This window comes from Pantoea sp. X-Soil-TKNS-1279 (genome assembly GCF_059730565.1).
On the sequence record NZ_AP035948.1, the window covers coordinates 134,294 to 151,971 of the forward strand.

The following is a 17,678-nucleotide window of genomic DNA, read 5'->3' on the forward strand; positions in this document are numbered from 1 at the left end:
TAGCGGCTTACTGCGCCATGCTCACGCCTGCCAGGCGCACCAGCCCGTCCGGCCAGGCTTTAAAGCCCTGCAATTTTTTCGTCATGCCAAAAATACGTGGCTCAAAGTAGAGGTAAGCAATCGGCATATCGGTTTGCAGTTGGTTCACTACCTTGGTGTAAAGCGCCTGGCGTTTTGCCTGATCGTTGGTTAAACGCGCCGCGTTCAGCCATTCATCCACCTGCGGGTTGCTGTAGCGACCATCGTTGAGGGTGCCTTTGCTGTTAATAAACGAATAGATGCTGCCATCGGGATCAGGACGGCCAGACCAGCCGGACAGGCTGAGCTGATAATCACCGCGCTGCTGACGATCCAGCAGGGTCGCGAACTCGCTCATTTGCAGATTGAGGTTGAAACCTGCTTCGCTCACCATCGCCTGAAGCACCTGACCGACCTGTTGCGCGGTCGGGTTGTTGGTGACCAGCAACGTCAGATTCAGTGGGGTGGTGACGCCCGCCGCCTTCAGCAGCGCTTTGGCTTTCTCCACATCACGCGCTGGAGTTGGAAGGTTGACGTGATACGGGCTGACCGGGGAAAACGCCTGATTAGCCGGGGTGTACAAACCTTCGAATGCCACCTGATTCAGCGCATCGCGATCAATCGCCAGCGAGAAGGCTTCCCGCACGCGCGGATCTTTCAGCGGGCTGTTGGCATCGACTTTGCCGTTGTTAATGTTGAAGGTGATGCCCTGATAGCCAAGACCGGTAACTTTCGCCAGCGCCAGCTTGCTGTCGCCTTCGACAGTTTTCACATCGCTGGCCGCCACGCCTTCGGTCAGGTCGAGATCGCCCGCGCGCAGGTTGGCGAGGCGCACGGAGGCATCAGGAATCGGCAGGAAAATCACTTTATCGAAGTGGTACGCGCCTTTGTTCCAGTAATGATCAAAGCGTTTCAGTACGATGCGGTCCTGCTGCACGCGGCTTTCAAACTGGTACGGACCGGAGCAGACCGGATGGGTGGCGAAGTCGGGTTTCTTCGCGGCTTCTGGCGCTAACATTGCACCGGCACGGTCGGTCAACTGGCTGAGCAGCGCGGCATCCGGGGTTTTCAGGTGGAATTTCACCTGCAACGGCCCGGTCACTTCGACGCTCTGAATCGAGGAAATTTCGCTCTTACGCAGTGAACCCGGCAGGGTCAGTGCACGTTCGATGTTGAATTTCACCGCGTTGGCATCGAATTTCTCACCATCGTGGAAGGTCACACCGTCGCGCAGGTTCATGGTCAGGGTTTTGCCGTCGTCGCTCCACGCCCAATCGGTGGCGAGGCCAGGAATCACTTTCAGGTTCTCATCGACATCGACCAGACGGTCGCACATGGCCGCAAACACAAAACGCCCATAGTAGGTACGCGCCAGATGCGGATCGAGCATGTCCGGGTCAGCACCCAACCCGATACGAATCACGCTTTCAGCATGGCTGTGCGCACTGGCACCCAGCAACATCAGACCACTAAGGGCAGTTAATAACGCTTTCTTCACGGCTTATCTCCAGAGGGTTAGGCTTGCTGATTGACCGCCTGCTCGAACAGCGCACGGCGACGTAAAAAGGCGGCGGAGGGTGGCGCAATCACAATCGCGCTGCGGTCACGGTTAATCTCCTGCCAGCGGTGGCAGGCGATCTGTCGCCCACCACTCAGTACCTGGTTGATCGGTTCAAACTGGCGGCATTCGGCGGTGGCCCACGGGCAGCGGGTATGGAAACGGCATCCGGTGGGGGGATTGGCCGGATTCGGCAGATCGCCCTGCAACATCGGGATGGAACGGCTGGCTCCGGGCTGCATCTGCGGCGCAGAAGCGATTAACGCCTGGGTATAGGGATGGAGCGGCGCATCGAAAATTTCATCGACGGTTGCCAGCTCGACAATCTGGCCAAGGTACATCACCGCCACGCGGTCGCTCATATGACGAATCACCGCCAGACCGTGCGCCACGATGATCATTGTCAAACCAAATTGCTGCTTCAGACTCTCCAGCAGGTTCACCACCTGGGCCTGCACTGAGACATCCAGCGCCGATACCGGCTCATCGCCCAGTAATAATTTCGGCCGCGAGGCGAGGGCGCGCGCAATGCCGATGCGCTGGCGCTGACCACCGGAAAACTCGTGCGGATAACGCTCCGCCCAGGCTGAGGGCAGACCGACGGTGCGCAACAGCTCCGCCACGCGCGCATGGCGCGCCTCACGGTTCAGTTTGTCGTGCAACCATAACGGCTCACCGACAATCTCTTGTACCGTCATGCGGGGATTGAGCGAGGCGAACGGGTCCTGGAAGATAATCTGTAATTCGCGACGCAATTGGTTAAGGCGCGCCCCACTGGCGTGGGTGATGCTCTCGCCCTCGTACATCACCTCGCCGCTACTGGCACCGAGCAGGCGCAGCAACAGACGTCCCAGCGTCGATTTACCGGAGCCGGACTCACCGACAATCGCCAGGGTTTCGCCTGGCATCACCTGTAATGACACGCGATCCACTGCGGTGACGCCGTGATTGCGTTTAAACAGACGATGCGGTCCGGCGAAGGTTTTGCTTAAGTCGCGACATTCTAAAATCGGTTTCATGCGATCTCTCCCAGCGTAACGTGCTGTTCCAGTGGGGCACGAAAACAGGCCACCTGATGATCGGTTGCCAGCGCGCGCAGCGTCGGACGGTTGTGATGGCAGCGCTGCTCTGCAAACGGACAGCGGGTAGCGAAACGGCAGCCTGCGGGCATGTTCTCCGGTAGCGGTACGGCACCGGGAATGGTCGCCAGCGCGCCACTGCGCGCGCTGAGGCTGGGGATCGATCCCATCAGCCCGATGGTGTAGGGATGTTGCGGATCGTTGAAAATCGCCTCCACCGTGCCGCTCTCCACCACCTGACCGGCGTACATCACCGCCACGCGCTGTGCCACTTCTGCCACGACGCCGAGGTCGTGGGTGATCATCAGCACCGCCGTGCCGGTTTCTTGTTTCAGGGTGTTGAGCAGGTCGAGGATTTGCGCCTGAATGGTGACGTCGAGCGCGGTGGTCGGTTCATCGGCGATCAGCAGTTTCGGCTGGTTGATCAATGCCATGGCAATCATTACGCGCTGGCGCATCCCGCCGGAAAGCTGATGCGGATAAGCCTTGAGACGCATTTCTGCCGCCGGAATCTGCACCTTTTGCAGAATCGATAACGCGGTCGCCATCGCGGTACGACGATCAACCTTACGGTGGCGTATCACTGCTTCGCTCAGTTGGTCGCCCAGCGTAAAGGCCGGGTTCAGCGAGGTCATCGGCTCCTGAAAAATCATCGCCAACTGATTGCCGCGCAGACTGGCGTAGTCGCTGCTGCTGAGTGCGCGCAGGTCGCGGCCATCAAAGCGCATCTCACCCTGTAAAATTTGTGCGCTGCCGGGTTGCAGGCCCATGAGCGTCAGCGAGGTGATGCTTTTGCCGCAGCCGGATTCGCCGACCAGCGCCAGCGTTTCCCCGGCGTGCAGCGTCAGGGAGATGTCGTCCAGCACCGTGACCGGCGAGCCGCGAAACTGCACGCGCAGGTTGTTGACCGATAACACAGGTTGGGCGCTCATGGCGTCTCCTCATGGCCGGTGTACAGGGTTTCCATCAGCGCCTGTTGCAGCGCCAGCAGGTGTTCACGCATCGCTGCGGCCGCCTCATGGGGTTGGCGGTTGGCGATATGGTTCAGCAGGCGCTGATGGTGGTTGTCGTAGTTATCAAGGCGCGCCGGGGTACGCGCCTGCACCCGCAGATGCTGCCAGCCAGGATCGCGGCGCACCGCATCGATGGCATCGAACAGTCCCAGCATCAGGCGGTTACCGGCGGCTTCGGCAATGGCGCGGTGAAAGGCGCTGTCCCACAGCTCGTGCTGGTCGCCATCTTCCGGCGCGACAATGCCCTGCATGCGTTCAATCAGGCGCTTCATCAGGGCGATCTGTTCTTTACTGGCGCGCAGCGCAGCAAGACGCGCCAAACCTGGCTCCAGCTGTAGCCGCGCTTCCATCACTTCCAGCAGATTCGACTGCTGTGGCAAATCATGCAGCGCCAGTGGCTGCACCGGTGCGGCCGGGCCAACGAAGGTGCCTTTGCCCTGCTTACGCCAAATGCGGCCTTCTTCTTCCAGCACATCCAGCGCGCGACGGATTTCACGACGACCCACGCCAAAGCGTTCGGCCAGTTCACGTTCGGTCGGCAGTGCGCGATCGGGCGTGTGCTCCTGCTGTTGAATCAGCTGGCGCAATTGCTCCAGTGCGGAACTGGAGTTGATGGCAGGTTTTGGCGTGTCATTCATAATTGGTTCGCCTGGTTATTCATCAGAAATATATCTGCACGGGATCCCGCTATGGCACATCTCCCTCTCCCGTCTTGCGGGAGAGGGCTGGGGTGAGGGATGCCGGCCTGACCTAGCTGCGCGATAAACCGCGCCGCTACGGGAGGGTTGCTGTTATCAGCTTAGGCAAGAAGTGAACCAATTTTTAATTGGTTCGGTAATGAATAAATAACCCTATGATCGTTAAGAAAAAGTTTTTTCGTGCCAGATGAAAAGTGAGAAGGGCGTCAACTTCCAGCCTGTTTGCCTGCAACATCCTGGTGCGTGGTTGCTGCATCGCTGTGCATCTTTATGCCGTCCTGGCGCGGTTTTTTATAAATAATCCATATATTTCAATTATATATAATATTGGCACTTTTTTTGCCTGACTATTAGCAGATGCAGGAGCGATAGCGGGTAACCGATGTCGCCAGACAATTTGCAATGGGTCACTAGGGTTCCGATCGCGAGATGCTGGTCCGAGAGTGACCGACCGTCCTCTGACGGTTACACGGCGGGATAAAAGCCCGGGAGGAAAGCGAGATCGTTACTCGCCGCCTCCTGCTTTATTCGTCCGCTAACGTCAGAGGAACCACCATGATCAAAGCCTGCCTTCGTTTGCTGTTGCTTTGCACCATCGCGCTGTTCAGCGTTAACACGCTGGCCGCCGCGAAACCTTCCTTCAAGATTTGCTGGTCCATCTATGCAGGCTGGATGCCGTGGGATTACGCCCAACAGAACGGCATCGTGAAAAAATGGGCCGATAAATACGGCATCGACATCCAGTTTGTACAGGTCAACGACTATATCGAGTCGGTCAACCAATACACCGCAGGCGGCTTTGATGGCTGCACCATGACCAACATGGATGCCCTGACCATTCCGGCCACCGGCGGCGTTGATAGCACCGCGCTGATTGTCGGCGACTACTCCAACGGTAACGACGGTATCCTGCTGAAAGGCGCGGATAGCGTGGCGGCGCTGAAGGGCAAACCGATCAACCTGGTGCAATTGTCGGTATCACATTACCTGCTGGCTCGCGCACTGGAGAAATCCGGTATGAGCGAGAAAGACGTCAAGGTAGTGAACACCGCCGATGCCGATCTGGTGGCGGCGTTTGGCACGCCGGACGTCAGCTCCATCGTCACCTGGAACCCGCTGCTGGCGGAAGCGAAGAAGGTGCCGAACAGCCATCTGGTTTTCTCCTCGGCGCAGATCCCGGGCGAAATTCTTGACCTGCTGGTGGTCAACACCAACACCCTGAAGAAATACCCTCAGCTGGGCAAAGCGCTGACCGGTGCCTGGTATGAAACCCTGCAAACGATGGCAGGTGAAGGGGCGACGGCGAAAAAAGCCCGCACCTTTATGGCGCAGGAGTCAGGCACCGATCTTGCGGGTTTTGACCAGCAACTGGCGGCAACGCATCTGTTCAGCGATGCCAAAACCACCCTCGATTTCGTCGACAGTCCCCAGTTGAAAGCCACGATGCAGTTGGTCGCCGAGTTCTCCTTCAAACACGGTTTGTTGGGTGAGGCGGCGCCGAGCGCAGATGTGGTTGGCGTGGAGACACCAGCCGGTAACTGGGGCAACGCAGGTAACATCAAACTGCGTTTCACCGATGAGTTCACCAAACTGGCGGCCGCAGGCCAGCTGTAAGCGGAGGCAAATCCGATGCGTAAACTGATCAACTACCAACCGCTGCCGATGGGCCGCCTGTTGCTCGGTGTGCTGCCGCTGCTGGCGGTGCTGCTGGTCTATCTGTTCGCGTCGGATGCGCGTTTAAGCCTCAATGCGGCGGATAAGCTGCTGCCGGGTTTTAACGCGATGGGCGACGCCATCAACCGGATGGCGTTTCAGCCCAGCCCGCGCACCGGTGAATATCTGCTGTGGACCGACACCGCCGCCAGCCTGATGCGTTTGCTGAGTGGCGTACTGATCAGCGCGATGCTGGCGCTGGCGATTGGCCTGTTCACCGGCGCGCTGCCGGTGGTACGCGCGGTGCTGGCCCCGCTGGTGACGCTGTTCGCGCTGGTGCCACCGCTGGCGATTCTGCCGATTCTGTTTATCTGCTTTGGCCTTGGCGAAGTGTCGAAAGTGGTGCTGATTGTGATTGGCATCACCCCGCTGATTGCGCGTGATTTGCAACTCCAGGTGGAGAAAATCCCGCGCGAGCAACTGGTGAAAGCACAGACGCTGGGCGGCCACAGCGCACAGATTTTGTGGCGGGTGATCCTGCCACAACTGATGCCGCGCCTGTTCGATGCGGTGCGTCTGTCGCTCAGTTCGGCGTGGCTGTTCCTGATCGCCGCAGAAGCGATTGTTGCCACCGAAGGACTCGGTTATCGCATCTTCCTGATGCGTCGCTATCTGGCGATGGACGTGATTTTGCCTTACGTCGCCTGGATCACCCTGCTGGCCTTTGCCCTCGACCTGCTGCTGCGGCTGATTAGTCGTCGCTGCTGGCCGTGGTATTACGCCAAGTAAAGCGTAATAGGGCGGTCGGTAGTGGCGCGATTTATCGCGCGCATGTCATGACCGCAGCAAAACAGCGCGATAAATCGCGCCGCTACGCATAAGTGCCTGAAAGGTCAAATAAGGAGCGCAGCATGTCTCTATTGCAACTGAAAAATCTTGAGAAGCACTACGGTCAGCAAGTGGTGCTGGAACGACTGAACATCAGCGTGGAAGAGGGGGAGTTTGTGGCGATTGTCGGGGCGTCCGGCTGCGGCAAAACCACCTTCCTCAATATGCTGCTCGGCACCGAAGCCCCCACCAAAGGTCAATTGCTGCTGGATGGCGAACCGATCCCCGATGAACCCGATGCCCATCGCGGCGTGGTGTTTCAACGCTATTCGGTGTTCCCGCATCTGACGGTGCTGGGCAACGTGATGCTGGCGGAAGAGTTCAGCACCGCCCGTTGGCTGGGGCGCGTCTGGGGACGTAAGCGTCAGGCGATTCGTCAGCGTGCGCAGGCGATGCTGGCGCAGGTGGGTCTTGAACATGCGCAAAGTAAGTATCCGCACCAACTGTCCGGCGGGATGCAGCAGCGTCTGGCGCTGGCGCAGGCATTGATGAAGCAGCCGCGTATTTTGCTGCTGGATGAACCCTTTGGTGCGCTCGATCCGGGCATCCGTAGTGAAATGCACCAGCTGATCACCCAGCTTTGGCAGCAGCACGGTCTGACCATCTTTATGATCACCCACGATCTGAAAGAGGGTTTCAGCCTCGCCTCGCGTCTGCTGGTGTTCGACAAACTGCGCCACGATCCGCACGCGCCGGAAGCCTGGGGCGCAACCATTACCTACGACCTGCCGCTCGATCGGCAGCGACCTGCCGATGCAGCGCTGCCGGAATCGCAGGTTGCCTGAAGGAGAGAATGATGACGACTTCGTATCAAACCCAATTACCGGCTGGCTCGCACTGGTCATTTGTGATGCGCAGCGGCAGCGCGCTGACCCTCACTGATGTGGCAGGCGGAGCCAATGTTGGCATGTTGTTTTACAACCCGGAAAACTTGCTGGAGCGTTACAACGCGCCGGACACCCTCAAGTGCCAGCACACCTTTCGCCTGACTGCCGGGCACTGCCTCTACTCCGACATGGGGCGCATCTTCTGTGGCATTGAAGCCGACAGCTTCGGCTGGCACGAGAGCGTGTGCGGCACGCTGAATGCGCAGCAGACCGCCGCGTTATTTGGCTCCAGCGATTATCAGCAGGCGCGTAACCAACGCCATCAAAACGGCTACGACAGTTTCCTTGTCGAGCTGGCGAAATATGGCCTCGGTAAGCGGGATATGGCGGCCTGCATCAACTTCTTCGCTCAGGTACGCGCCGACGACAACGGTACGTTGCAACGTGAGCAGCAGGGCGCGCAGGGTGCCGAAGTACGGCTGCGTTTCGCGATGGATACGCTGGTGCTGCTGCATACCTGCCCGCATCCACTGACGCCAGCGGGTGACTATCCGCGCGCGCCGCTGGGATTGCAGATTGACGCGCAACGCGCGCCGCTGCCGGAGATTTGCCTGCAACGCGCGGAAAACCAGCGCGGTCTGCGCAATAACGCCCTTTATCAATTGCAGGGAGAGTTGTGATGATCAAAGAAAGTTTACTTAATCCGGCTGAGGCGCATGTTCAGCAGCAGATTGGTGCCGGGGATTACTGGCTGCATCGCGTCGAAAAAGGTCAGACGCTGCGTATTACCGATCTGGAAGGCAATCAGGCGGCGGACACGCTGTTTTTCAATGCCGACGATACTGCCGAGCGCTACAGCATGAGCGACACGCTGCGCGGCCAGCACAACGTGTTCCTTACCGCAGGCAGCGTGCTGCGTTCCAATGACGATCGCCCGATGTTGACCATCGTCGCCGATACCTGTGGCCGCCACGACACCCTTGGCGGTGCCTGTGCCACGGAAAGCAACACGGTGCGTTATGACCTCGAAAAGCGTCATATGCACGCCTGCCGCGACAGTTGGATGCTGGCAGTAGCGGAGCACCCGGAGTACGGCCTGACGCGCCGCGATATCACCCACAACATCAACTTTTTCATGAACGTGCCGGTGACGCACGAAGGTGGGCTGACCTTTGCTGACGGTATCTCCGCGCCGGGTAAATATGTCGAGTTGGTGGCGCAGATGAATATCCTGGTGCTGATTTCCAACTGCCCGCAGCTCAACAACCCCTGCAACGGTTACAACCCCACGCCGATTTTAGTCAACGTGTGGTGATCATCTGACGCAACGGGACGACCCGTTATCTGCCGTCAATGCCAGCGCAGGACGACCTGCCGGAAAGAGAGTAGAAGTCATGATTGAGCGTGTATTGATTGCCAACCGTGGCGCGATTGCGGTGCGCATTATCCGCACCTTACAAGCGATGAACATTAAGGCGATTGCGGTGTATGCCGAAGCCGATCGTCATGCGCGCCATGTGCGGCTGGCCGATGAAGCCTGGTCGCTGGGCGCAGGCCAGGTGCGCGATACCTATCTGAACCAGGACAAGCTGCTGGCGATTGCCGCCGAGAGCGGCGCGCAGGCGCTGCACCCTGGTTACGGTTTCCTGAGTGAAAACCCCGAATTTGTTAACCGCTGCGAGGCCGCGGGCCTGCATTTTCTCGGACCGAACGCGCAGCAGATGGCGGCCTTTGGTCTGAAGCATCGCGCCCGCGCACTGGCGCAAGAAAATAATGTGCCGTTGCTGTCGGGCAGTGGACTGCTGACTTCGCTGGAGCAGGCACAGGCTGCCGCAACGGAAATCGGCTATCCGGTGATGCTGAAAAGCACCGCGGGTGGTGGCGGCATTGGTATGCAGCGTTGCGATGATGCGCAGCAACTGGCTGATGCCTTTACCCGCGTAAAGCGTCTGGCAGGCAACAATTTCGCCGACGATGGCGTATTTTTAGAGAAATTTATCGCCCGTGCGCGTCATATCGAAGTGCAGATCTTTGGCGACGGCGCAGGCGAGGTGATTGCGCTGGGCGAGCGTGATTGCTCGGCACAACGCCGTAATCAGAAAGTGATGGAAGAAACCCCGGCACCGGGCCTGAGTGACGCGGTACGTGCGGAGTTACAGGCTACCGCAGTCCGGCTGGGACGTGCGGTGAACTACCGCAGCGCCGGGACGGTGGAATATGTTTATGACGAGGGCAGCCAGCAGTTCTGGTTCCTGGAAGTGAACACCCGTTTACAGGTGGAACATGGCGTCACTGAGATGGTGTACGGCGTGGATTTGGTGCGCTGGATGGTTGAGTTGGCACAGCAGACGCTAGCGCCGCTCGCCAGTTTGCAGCCAGTGGCAAACGGCCACGCCATTCAGGTGCGGTTGTACGCCGAAGACCCGGCGAAGCAGTTCCAGCCCAGCGCCGGTCTGCTGAGCCATGTGGCGTTTCCTGCTGAGGTGGAAAACGTCACATTGCGCGTCGACAGCAGCGTCGAAGGTGGCATGGAGGTTTCGCCGTTCTACGATCCGATGCTGGCAAAGGTGATTGTGCAGGGTGCAGATCGCGATCAGGCGTTGACCGGACTGGCGCAGGCGCTGAACGCGACGGAACTGTATGGCATCGAAACCAACCTGTTATGGCTGCGCCATCTGCTGACCCTCGTGGAGGTGCAGCAGGGACGCATCATTACCGCCACCCTTGGCGGCGTGCAGTGGCAGCCGCCGACGCTGGATATTATCAGCGGCGGTACTCTGACCACGGTACAAGATGCGCCGGGCCGTGTCGGCTACTGGCATGTTGGCGTCCCGCCCTCCGGCCCGTTCGACAGCCGTGCCTTTCAGTTGGGTAACCGCTTGTTGGGCAATGATCCCCAGGCTGCCGGGCTGGAAATCACCCTGCGTGGACCAACCTTACGTTTCAACCAACGCTGTAGTTTTGTCCTGACTGGCGCCCTCCTGGCGGCGCAGCTTGATCAACACTCGCTGGCAATGAACCAGATTATCTGCGCGCAGGCCGGACAAACTTTGACGCTGGGCGACGTGCGTGACGGTAGCCGCAGTTATCTGCTGCTGGCCGGTGGATTGGATACACCGCGTTATCTGGGCAGCCGCAGCACTTTTACGCTGGGCAAATTTGGTGGTCATGCCGGGCGCGCGCTACGGGCGGGGGATGTACTGCATCTGGCGGCACCGGCCGAATTGCCCGAGGCGCAGCTGCCGCAGGCGTTGTTGCCTGAGCTGAGCGGCCACTGGCAGTTGCGGGTGATTTATGGGCCGCATGGCGCACCGACTTTCTTTACCGACGACGATATCCGTGAGTTTTTCGCCGCTGAGTGGCAGGTGCACTACAACTCCAGCCGCACCGGCATCCGTCTTATCGGGCCGAAACCCACCTGGGCGCGTAGTGATGGTGGCGAAGCGGGGATGCATCCCTCCAATATTCACGACAATGCTTATGCTTTTGGCACCGTCGATTTTACCGGCGATATGCCGGTGATCCTCGGCCCGGATGGCCCGTCACTCGGCGGGTTTGTGTGTCCGGCCACGGTGGTTGAGGCCGATCTGTGGAAGCTCGGTCAGTTGAAAGCCGGGGATCGGGTGCAGTTTCTGCCGATCGATCTGGCGAGCGCCGATCAACTGGCGCAAGCGCAACGTGAGGAGATCGCCAGCCTGCAACCTCAACCGTTAACGGTAAGCGCAGCGCTGCCCCTGATTGATCCAGTGCTGCACCAACATGCAGCAACCGGTGCGCTGCCATCGCTTTGTGTACGCGCCGCCGGTGACCGTTTTCTGTTGGTGGAGTATGGCGATCTTCTGTTAGATATCGCGCTGCGTTTTCGTGTCCATGCGTTGATGCAGTGGCTGGAGGCCCATCCGCTGCCGGGTCAGCTGGAATTGACGCCAGGCATCCGTTCCTTACAGGTTCATTACGACGCGCAGCTTTGTTCAAGAAGTGAGCTTCTGGCGCACATCTTGCACGCAGATAATGTACTGGGAACCTTAGCTGATGCCGCCGTGCCTTCGCGCACCGTGTGGCTGCCGCTCAGCTGGGATGATGAAGCCTGCCGTATCGCGATCCAACGCTATAGCCAGTCTGTCCGACCCAATGCGCCCTGGTGTCCGAGCAACATCGAATTTATCCGTCGTATCAACGGTCTGGAGAGCGTTGAGGCGGTGAAAGAGATTCTGTTCAGCGCCGCGTATCTGGTGATGGGGCTGGGCGATGTGTATCTCGGCGCACCGGTAGCGACTCCGCTTGATCCGCGTCATCGCTTAGTGACCACCAAATACAATCCGGCGCGCACCTGGACGGCGGAGAACTCGGTGGGTATCGGTGGTGCCTATCTGTGCGTATACGGCATGGAAGGACCAGGGGGTTATCAGTTTGTCGGGCGCACCTTGCAGATGTGGAACCGTGACCGCCAAACGTCAGCGTTTAGCCAACCCTGGCTGCTTCGCTTCTTCGACCAGATCCGTTTCTATCCAGTGAGCGCTGACGAGCTGCTGGAGATTCGTGAGCGTTTTCCGTGGGGGGATTATCCACTGCGGATGGAGGAGGGAGAATTCCGCCTCGACGATTATCAGGCGTTGCTGGCACAGCAGGCGATGGACATTGACCGCTTTCAGCAGCAGCGTCAGCAGGCGTTCGACAGCGAGCTGGCGCGCTGGCGCGCTGAAGGGCAGTTTACCTTTGATAGCCAGTTGCCGGAGTCGGCCGATGAAGAGACCCGTATTCCCGCCGATTGTTGTGGCGTGGAGAGTCAGGTGGCAGGCAGTGTCTGGCAGTGGCTGGTGGCACCAGGCAGTGACATTGAAGCGGGGGCTACCGTTGGTATTCTCGAGTCAATGAAGATGGAAATCCCGATCGTCGCGCCGGTTAGCGGAAAAATCCATAGCCTGCAACGACAGGTCGGGCAGCAAGTACAGGCGGGTCAGTTACTTATGGTGATCGATCCGGTCTGAGCATAATTTAGATCAATAAATCATCATTAAAAAAGCAGCAAAGCCGGGGATCTGACCCATACTTAAAACCCGGCCAATTGTTGCATTGTTCTGGCATCTTTATCGCAGTGTGCAACAGGCTGTGTCCCGTAACGGTTTCATAATAAATCTTCTTAAACCGTTGCGGGATGCAGCCTGAACCGGTCGGTTTCAGCGTTTGCGGACGCTTTACCTCTCTACTTTCACGTGATTCATAGTGAGTTTTAAGGAGTTCTCTATGGAAATAAAAGATCCAATGGTCGAGTTACTTAGTAGTCTTGAGCAGATTGTTTTGACACGTGATGCACAGCCTTCTGTATCTGAAATCGCCCTTCAAAAGGCGTCAGTTCCCGAGCCACAGCGTTTACGAGAGATGACCGGCATGCAGGTTGATGAATTTGCCCGCGTGATGGGGGTGAGCGTCTCTTCAGTGAAAAGCTGGGAGGCGCAACGTACGCGCCCTTCCGCTACGGCGCGTAAATTGATGAAGCTGTTGCAGGCTAATCCCTATCTGGGTCGACAACTACTTGAGTAAACACCGACTATTCGGTTCTGACCCGCCTTGATGGCGGGTTTTTTTTGTTTGTCATGAGCACCGCTACGTTATGTGTCAGGGTTGGTCAGCATCACCCCATATTTGGCCGCCTGCTTCACAAACCAACTCTCCGGCACGCTGTGCGGCGGCTGCGCCAGCTGGGTTAGCCCCTGGCGAATAATGTTATCCGCCTGCTGCCAGAGATGTTTATCCCCTTCATCTAACAACTGAATTTGTATCTGTTTTTCCACCAGATAAACCCGGGCGAAGTCGGCATCGAATTGCACAATGGCACGGGTGTTATCGATGATGTCAGCCAGTTTGATAGTTTGCGCCTCGGGTGACGCCTGCGCGGTATGGCGAAAGTGGGCCAGCTTGCGTGCCGCGCGGTTTTTCGCCTGTGGCTGCGCGCTGTCGGTGAGCATATCCACCAGTTCAGCCACGCGTGGGCCGAAGAGGCGGGTGATGTCTGCCAAAGTGCTGGCGGTGTCTTCCACCGTGTCGTGCAGCCAGGCCGCTGCCAACATTGCTTCGTCATTGGTCACGCTACGCACCAGCTCGACCACCGCCGCCGGGTGGACGATATAGGGTTCATCGGTATATTTGCGCCGCTGTCCGGCTTCGGCATGAGCCTGGGTGGCATAGTGACGCGCCTGATCTTCCAGTGAATCCCGCATCATGGTCTGCTCCGTAAAAAGTAGCTTGCAATTGTCTAGCGCGCTATCTATATTAAATCGCATGAACAGTAATCAAGATGACAAAAAAGTGTCGCAGACGCCACTCAAGCTGGATCAGCATCTCTGTTTCGCCCTCTATTCGGCGAACCTGGCGATGCACAAGGTCTATCGTCAGCTGCTGGGGCAGCTGGAAATCACCTATCCGCAATATCTGGTGATGCTGGTGCTGTGGACGCAGGATGATGTGACGGTGTCGGAGATCGGCGAGCAGTTGTTTCTCGACTCCGCCACGTTGACGCCGTTGTTGAAACGGCTGGAAAGCGCCGGGCTGTTGCGCCGCGCGCGTTCGCGTCAGGATGAACGTCAGGTTGTCGTGACCCTGACCGACGAGGGAAGGGCATTACGCCAGAAAGCGGAATCCATTCCGGAAGCGATCAAATGCGCTGCGGCTTGTGATGATGAGACGCTGCTGGCGCTGAAAAACCAGTTGGATGATCTGCGCGATAATCTGAATCGCGCGAAGTAATTCAGTGCGGGTGCGCTGCACCCGTGTCATATCAGGCTGCGCTATGTAAGTAGCGCGCGATAAAATAGCGAATCAGTGAGGTTATCATGTCTTTAGAAAAAGTTGTTTATACCGCAAAAGCCAAAGCCACCGGTGGTCGTGATGGCCGCGCTACCTCTTCTGATGGCGTGCTGGATGTGAAACTGGGCGTGCCAAAAGAGATGGGCGGTGCAGGCGGTGAAGTGACTAACCCGGAGCAACTGTTTGCTGCTGGTTATTCTGCCTGTTTCCTCGGTGCGATGAAGTTTGTCGCGGCGCGCGATAAATTCGCCATTGCGAAAGATGCGTGGATTGAAGGTGAAGTCGGTATCGGCCCGATCCCCAACGGTTTTGGTATTGAAGCCAAACTGAATATTCATCTGCCGGGGATGGATGCCGCTGAAGCGCAGAAACTGGTCGATGCTGCGCATATCGTCTGCCCTTACTCTAATGCCACCCGTGGCAATATCGATGTGACGCTGAATATCATCAACTAAGGCAGAACGTGTTGATACGTAGCGGCGCGCTTTTAAAAACAGCGCGGTAAATCGCGTCGCTACGAGATATGTCACTTTTTGATGTGTGCAAAAAATGCTCAGCCTGGGCCGATAACAAGATTTGTCTGGTCACACCTCTTAACGCATGTTTTACTTAGCCACTTCGCAAAATTGCTATGCCCTCGGTTCAGATTCCTCCCGAACAGTTCCTTGCATCACGCTTTTCTGCGGTAAAAGCGAACTCTATTGCCTTTACATAGTCCCACTTTAGGGTTACCGCTCCGACACCAGCCGGGAATAAATAAATTCATGAATTATATTAAGACCTTAACGCAGCAGAAGCTGTCATTAATGCTCGCGCTGTATATCGGCATTCTGTTGAATTTGCCGATTTTTTATCGCCGATTTGACGGCTTTCTGACGAAATCCTCACTGACAAATTGGGCTTCGGCGCTGGTTGAAGTGGTCGCCGCCGTGCTGCTGACCTTCTTCCTGATGCGACTCTTGTCGCTCGGCGGTAAATGGGCTTACCGCGTGCTTGCCAGCCTGCTGGTGGTGATTTCGGTTGCTGCTGCCTATTACATGGCGTTTTTTAACGTGGTGATTGGCTATGGCATTGTCGCCTCGGTAATGACCACCGATGTGGATCTATCAAAAGAAGTTATCGGCCTGCATTTCGTGCTGTGGATGGTGCTGGTGAGTGCCCTGCCGCTGCTGATGATTTGGCGCAATAACCTGAGTAAGACGCTGATTGAGCAGCTGAAAACCCCAGGCCAGCGCATCAAACCAATCCTGATTCTGTTGCTGAGCGTGGCGCTGGTGTGGCTGCCGATTCGCTATTTTGACAAGCTGCAAAAAGCCAACGAAGAGATCACCAATATCGATCTGCCCAGCTACGGCGGTGTGGTGGCGCACTCCTATCTGCCTTCAAACTGGATTGCCGCGCTGGGGCTGTTTGCCTGGACCAAACTGGATGAAGAGGTGGACAGTCAGGCGCTGCTGGACCCGGCGAAAAAGTTTACTTATGTGGCCCCGGCAGGAATTGATGATACCTACGTGGTGTTTGTGATTGGTGAAACCACGCGCTGGGACCATATGGGGTTGTTGGGCTATCAGCGCGATACCACGCCGAAGCTCTCGAAAGAGAAAAACCTGGTGGCGTTCCGCGGCGAGTCTTGTGATACCGCCACTAAGCTGTCGCTGCGCTGCATGTTCGTACGCGAAGGTGGCACGATGGATAATCCCGGTCGTACCCTGAAAGAGCAGAACATTTTCGCGGTACTGAAAGAACTGGGTTTCACCTCCGAGTTGTTCGCCATGCAAAGTGAAGTGTGGTTTTACGATAACGCCGATGTGAATAACTTCTCTTTCCGCGAACAAATTGGCTCTGAGAAGCGTAATCAGGGAAAACCGGTGGATGATATGCTGCTGGTGCCAGAATTGCAGGCATCGCTGGAACGTTATCCACAAGGTAAGCATCTGGTGGTGCTGCATACCAAAGGTTCACATTACCTGTATTCGCAGCGTTATCCGCGCAGCTTCGCCCGCTACCAACCGGAGTGTATGGGGGTGGATGAAACCTGTAGTAAAGCGCAGTTGATTAACGCTTATGACAACTCGATTTTATACGTCGATACGATGCTCGATAGCGTGTTTGATCAGCTGCGTGATAAGAAGGCGATTGTGTTTTATGCCGCTGACCACGGTGAGTCGATCAGCGAGAATATGCATCTGCACGGTACACCGCGTGAGATGGCACCACCGGAGCAGTTCCGGGTACCGATGATCGTCTGGGCCTCGGATAAGTATTTGGCCGACCCCAACAATCGCAGCAATTTTGAGCGTTTACAGGCGCAGCAGCGTGTTGGCAAGACGCATCGTCACGTCGAGTTGTTTGATACCATTCTCGGCTGTCTGGGCTATACCTCACCGGACGGCGGTATTAAAGCGGCGAACAACTGGTGTCAGGCACCGGCGGTTACCTCTGAGGCCAAACCGCTGTAATTTTGTCTGAACTTATTGAGCAGCGGGGGCTTTTTCTCCGCTGCCTGCTTTCCAGGCGATCGCATGGAATTGCACAAAAAGGGATTGACGCTCCCGGAGTGGCGCAGTAAGATGCGCCCCCATCGGTGAGTGGCGCAGCCTGGTAGCGCACTTCGTTCGGGACGAAGGGGTCGGAGGTTCGAATCCTCTCTCACCGACCAAATTTAAGAAACCTGCTTGTAAAAGCGGGTTTTTTTTCGTCTGTATCATCCGAAGCGGCGCGATTTATCGCGCGGTTTTTTCCGGCGTCGTACACAAAATTGCGCGATAAATCGCGCCGTTACGGCCTGGTGTGGCCCCGGATTAAGTTTTAAAAGTTAATCTTTCACCCCTTACGTCTGACAATCGTCCATTAGTCGTCATTATTCCTGTTCACGGCTATCAATCCCTTGCCACTTCTCAGCCTGCCGCTTAATTCGCGACACATTCTTCTTATGACCGCTTTTTGCTTTTTGCTGATTTCTTATGCCATTAGTACAGCATATTTCTCTGCCTGAACGTCATAACGCACGGGGAATCGTTCATATATTCAACATTTACCGGTAATATTTGTATGTTTTTTAGCGGTGATAATCACTGTCATTTGGTGGTTTTACCAGATAATCACTCGGCATAGCGCGCTTTATCACCTTTTTAAATATT

General features: G+C 57.0%; 15 protein-coding genes, 1 tRNA gene and 1 riboswitch. Of the genes, 11 read left to right on the forward strand and 5 right to left on the reverse strand.

Annotated elements, in window-relative coordinates; translation table 11 throughout:
* Nucleotides 1-7: 7 nt before the first annotated feature.
* From AC6I8N_RS00650 to AC6I8N_RS00665, 4 genes are read right to left on the reverse strand one after another with little or no spacing between them, the layout of a single operon-like run.
* Complete coding sequence (locus AC6I8N_RS00650; protein ID WP_497830720.1) at nucleotides 8-1,480, reverse strand: ABC transporter substrate-binding protein; 1,473 nt, start codon at nucleotides 1,478-1,480, stop codon at nucleotides 8-10.
* A 53-nt stretch (nucleotides 1,481-1,533) separates the two neighbouring features.
* Nucleotides 1,534-2,595 carry an ABC transporter ATP-binding protein gene (locus tag AC6I8N_RS00655; protein ID WP_208724509.1) on the reverse strand — a complete coding sequence of 354 codons (1,062 nt, stop codon included), beginning with the start codon at nucleotides 2,593-2,595 and terminating at the stop codon, nucleotides 1,534-1,536.
* Nucleotides 2,592-3,587, reverse strand: coding sequence for an ABC transporter ATP-binding protein (locus tag AC6I8N_RS00660; protein ID WP_497829831.1), 996 nt, complete (start codon nucleotides 3,585-3,587; stop codon nucleotides 2,592-2,594). Before AC6I8N_RS00660 ends, AC6I8N_RS00655 begins: the two co-directional genes overlap by 4 nt.
* Nucleotides 3,584-4,306: a FadR/GntR family transcriptional regulator gene (locus AC6I8N_RS00665; RefSeq protein WP_021183733.1), complete on the reverse strand. Its 723-nt coding sequence runs from the start codon at nucleotides 4,304-4,306 to the stop codon at nucleotides 3,584-3,586. The genes AC6I8N_RS00660 and AC6I8N_RS00665 overlap by 4 nt, the downstream gene beginning before the upstream one ends.
* Before the next feature lie 459 nt (nucleotides 4,307-4,765).
* Nucleotides 4,766-4,860: riboswitch (guanidine-I (ykkC/yxkD leader) on the forward strand.
* A 61-nt stretch (nucleotides 4,861-4,921) separates the two neighbouring features.
* Here AC6I8N_RS00665 and AC6I8N_RS00670 point away from each other — a divergent pair.
* The 7 genes from AC6I8N_RS00670 to AC6I8N_RS00700 all read left to right on the forward strand — a co-directional run bounded on the left by AC6I8N_RS00670 (nucleotide 4,922) and on the right by AC6I8N_RS00700 (nucleotide 13,275).
* The gene (locus AC6I8N_RS00670) at nucleotides 4,922-5,980 is read left to right on the forward strand and encodes a putative urea ABC transporter substrate-binding protein (RefSeq protein WP_208724510.1); all 1,059 of its coding nucleotides are present in this window, start codon (nucleotides 4,922-4,924) and stop codon (nucleotides 5,978-5,980) included.
* A gap of 15 nt (nucleotides 5,981-5,995) precedes the next feature.
* A complete protein-coding gene (locus tag AC6I8N_RS00675; protein ID WP_021183736.1) occupies nucleotides 5,996-6,808 on the forward strand; it encodes an ABC transporter permease in 813 nt (270 codons plus the stop codon).
* 122 nt (nucleotides 6,809-6,930) lie between these two features.
* Nucleotides 6,931-7,692 carry an ABC transporter ATP-binding protein gene (locus AC6I8N_RS00680; RefSeq protein ID WP_497829832.1) on the forward strand — a complete coding sequence of 254 codons (762 nt, stop codon included), beginning with the start codon at nucleotides 6,931-6,933 and terminating at the stop codon, nucleotides 7,690-7,692.
* Nucleotides 7,693-7,703: 11 nt separating this feature from the next.
* Nucleotides 7,704-8,414, forward strand: coding sequence for an urea amidolyase associated protein UAAP1 (locus tag AC6I8N_RS00685; RefSeq protein ID WP_021183738.1), 711 nt, complete (start codon nucleotides 7,704-7,706; stop codon nucleotides 8,412-8,414).
* Nucleotides 8,414-9,049, forward strand: coding sequence for an urea amidolyase associated protein UAAP2 (locus AC6I8N_RS00690; protein WP_497829833.1), 636 nt, complete (start codon nucleotides 8,414-8,416; stop codon nucleotides 9,047-9,049). The genes AC6I8N_RS00685 and AC6I8N_RS00690 overlap by 1 nt, the downstream gene beginning before the upstream one ends.
* A gap of 79 nt (nucleotides 9,050-9,128) precedes the next feature.
* On the forward strand, nucleotides 9,129-12,722 hold the full coding sequence (gene uca / locus AC6I8N_RS00695) for an urea carboxylase (protein ID WP_497829834.1): 3,594 nt from the start codon (nucleotides 9,129-9,131) through the stop codon (nucleotides 12,720-12,722).
* A 256-nt stretch (nucleotides 12,723-12,978) separates the two neighbouring features.
* Nucleotides 12,979-13,275: an HTH-type transcriptional regulator gene (locus AC6I8N_RS00700; protein WP_021183741.1), complete on the forward strand. Its 297-nt coding sequence runs from the start codon at nucleotides 12,979-12,981 to the stop codon at nucleotides 13,273-13,275.
* A gap of 68 nt (nucleotides 13,276-13,343) precedes the next feature.
* On the opposite strand, the gene AC6I8N_RS00705 is transcribed toward AC6I8N_RS00700, so the two are convergent.
* Complete coding sequence (locus tag AC6I8N_RS00705; RefSeq protein ID WP_497830651.1) at nucleotides 13,344-13,952, reverse strand: HD domain-containing protein; 609 nt, start codon at nucleotides 13,950-13,952, stop codon at nucleotides 13,344-13,346.
* 61 nt (nucleotides 13,953-14,013) lie between these two features.
* Between AC6I8N_RS00705 and AC6I8N_RS00710 the strand changes: the two genes are divergently transcribed.
* The 4 genes from AC6I8N_RS00710 to AC6I8N_RS00725 all read left to right on the forward strand — a co-directional run bounded on the left by AC6I8N_RS00710 (nucleotide 14,014) and on the right by AC6I8N_RS00725 (nucleotide 17,197).
* The gene (locus AC6I8N_RS00710) at nucleotides 14,014-14,478 is read left to right on the forward strand and encodes a MarR family winged helix-turn-helix transcriptional regulator (RefSeq protein ID WP_013507300.1); all 465 of its coding nucleotides are present in this window, start codon (nucleotides 14,014-14,016) and stop codon (nucleotides 14,476-14,478) included.
* Nucleotides 14,479-14,564: 86 nt separating this feature from the next.
* Entirely contained in the window at nucleotides 14,565-14,993 is a 429-nt protein-coding gene (locus tag AC6I8N_RS00715; RefSeq protein WP_013507301.1) for an organic hydroperoxide resistance protein, read from the forward strand.
* Between the two features lie 309 nt (nucleotides 14,994-15,302).
* Nucleotides 15,303-16,997, forward strand: coding sequence for a kdo(2)-lipid A phosphoethanolamine 7''-transferase (eptB, locus tag AC6I8N_RS00720; protein ID WP_497829835.1), 1,695 nt, complete (start codon nucleotides 15,303-15,305; stop codon nucleotides 16,995-16,997).
* Between the two features lie 123 nt (nucleotides 16,998-17,120).
* Nucleotides 17,121-17,197: transfer RNA gene (locus AC6I8N_RS00725), tRNA-Pro, on the forward strand.
* The last annotated feature ends 481 nt before the right edge of the window (nucleotides 17,198-17,678 follow it).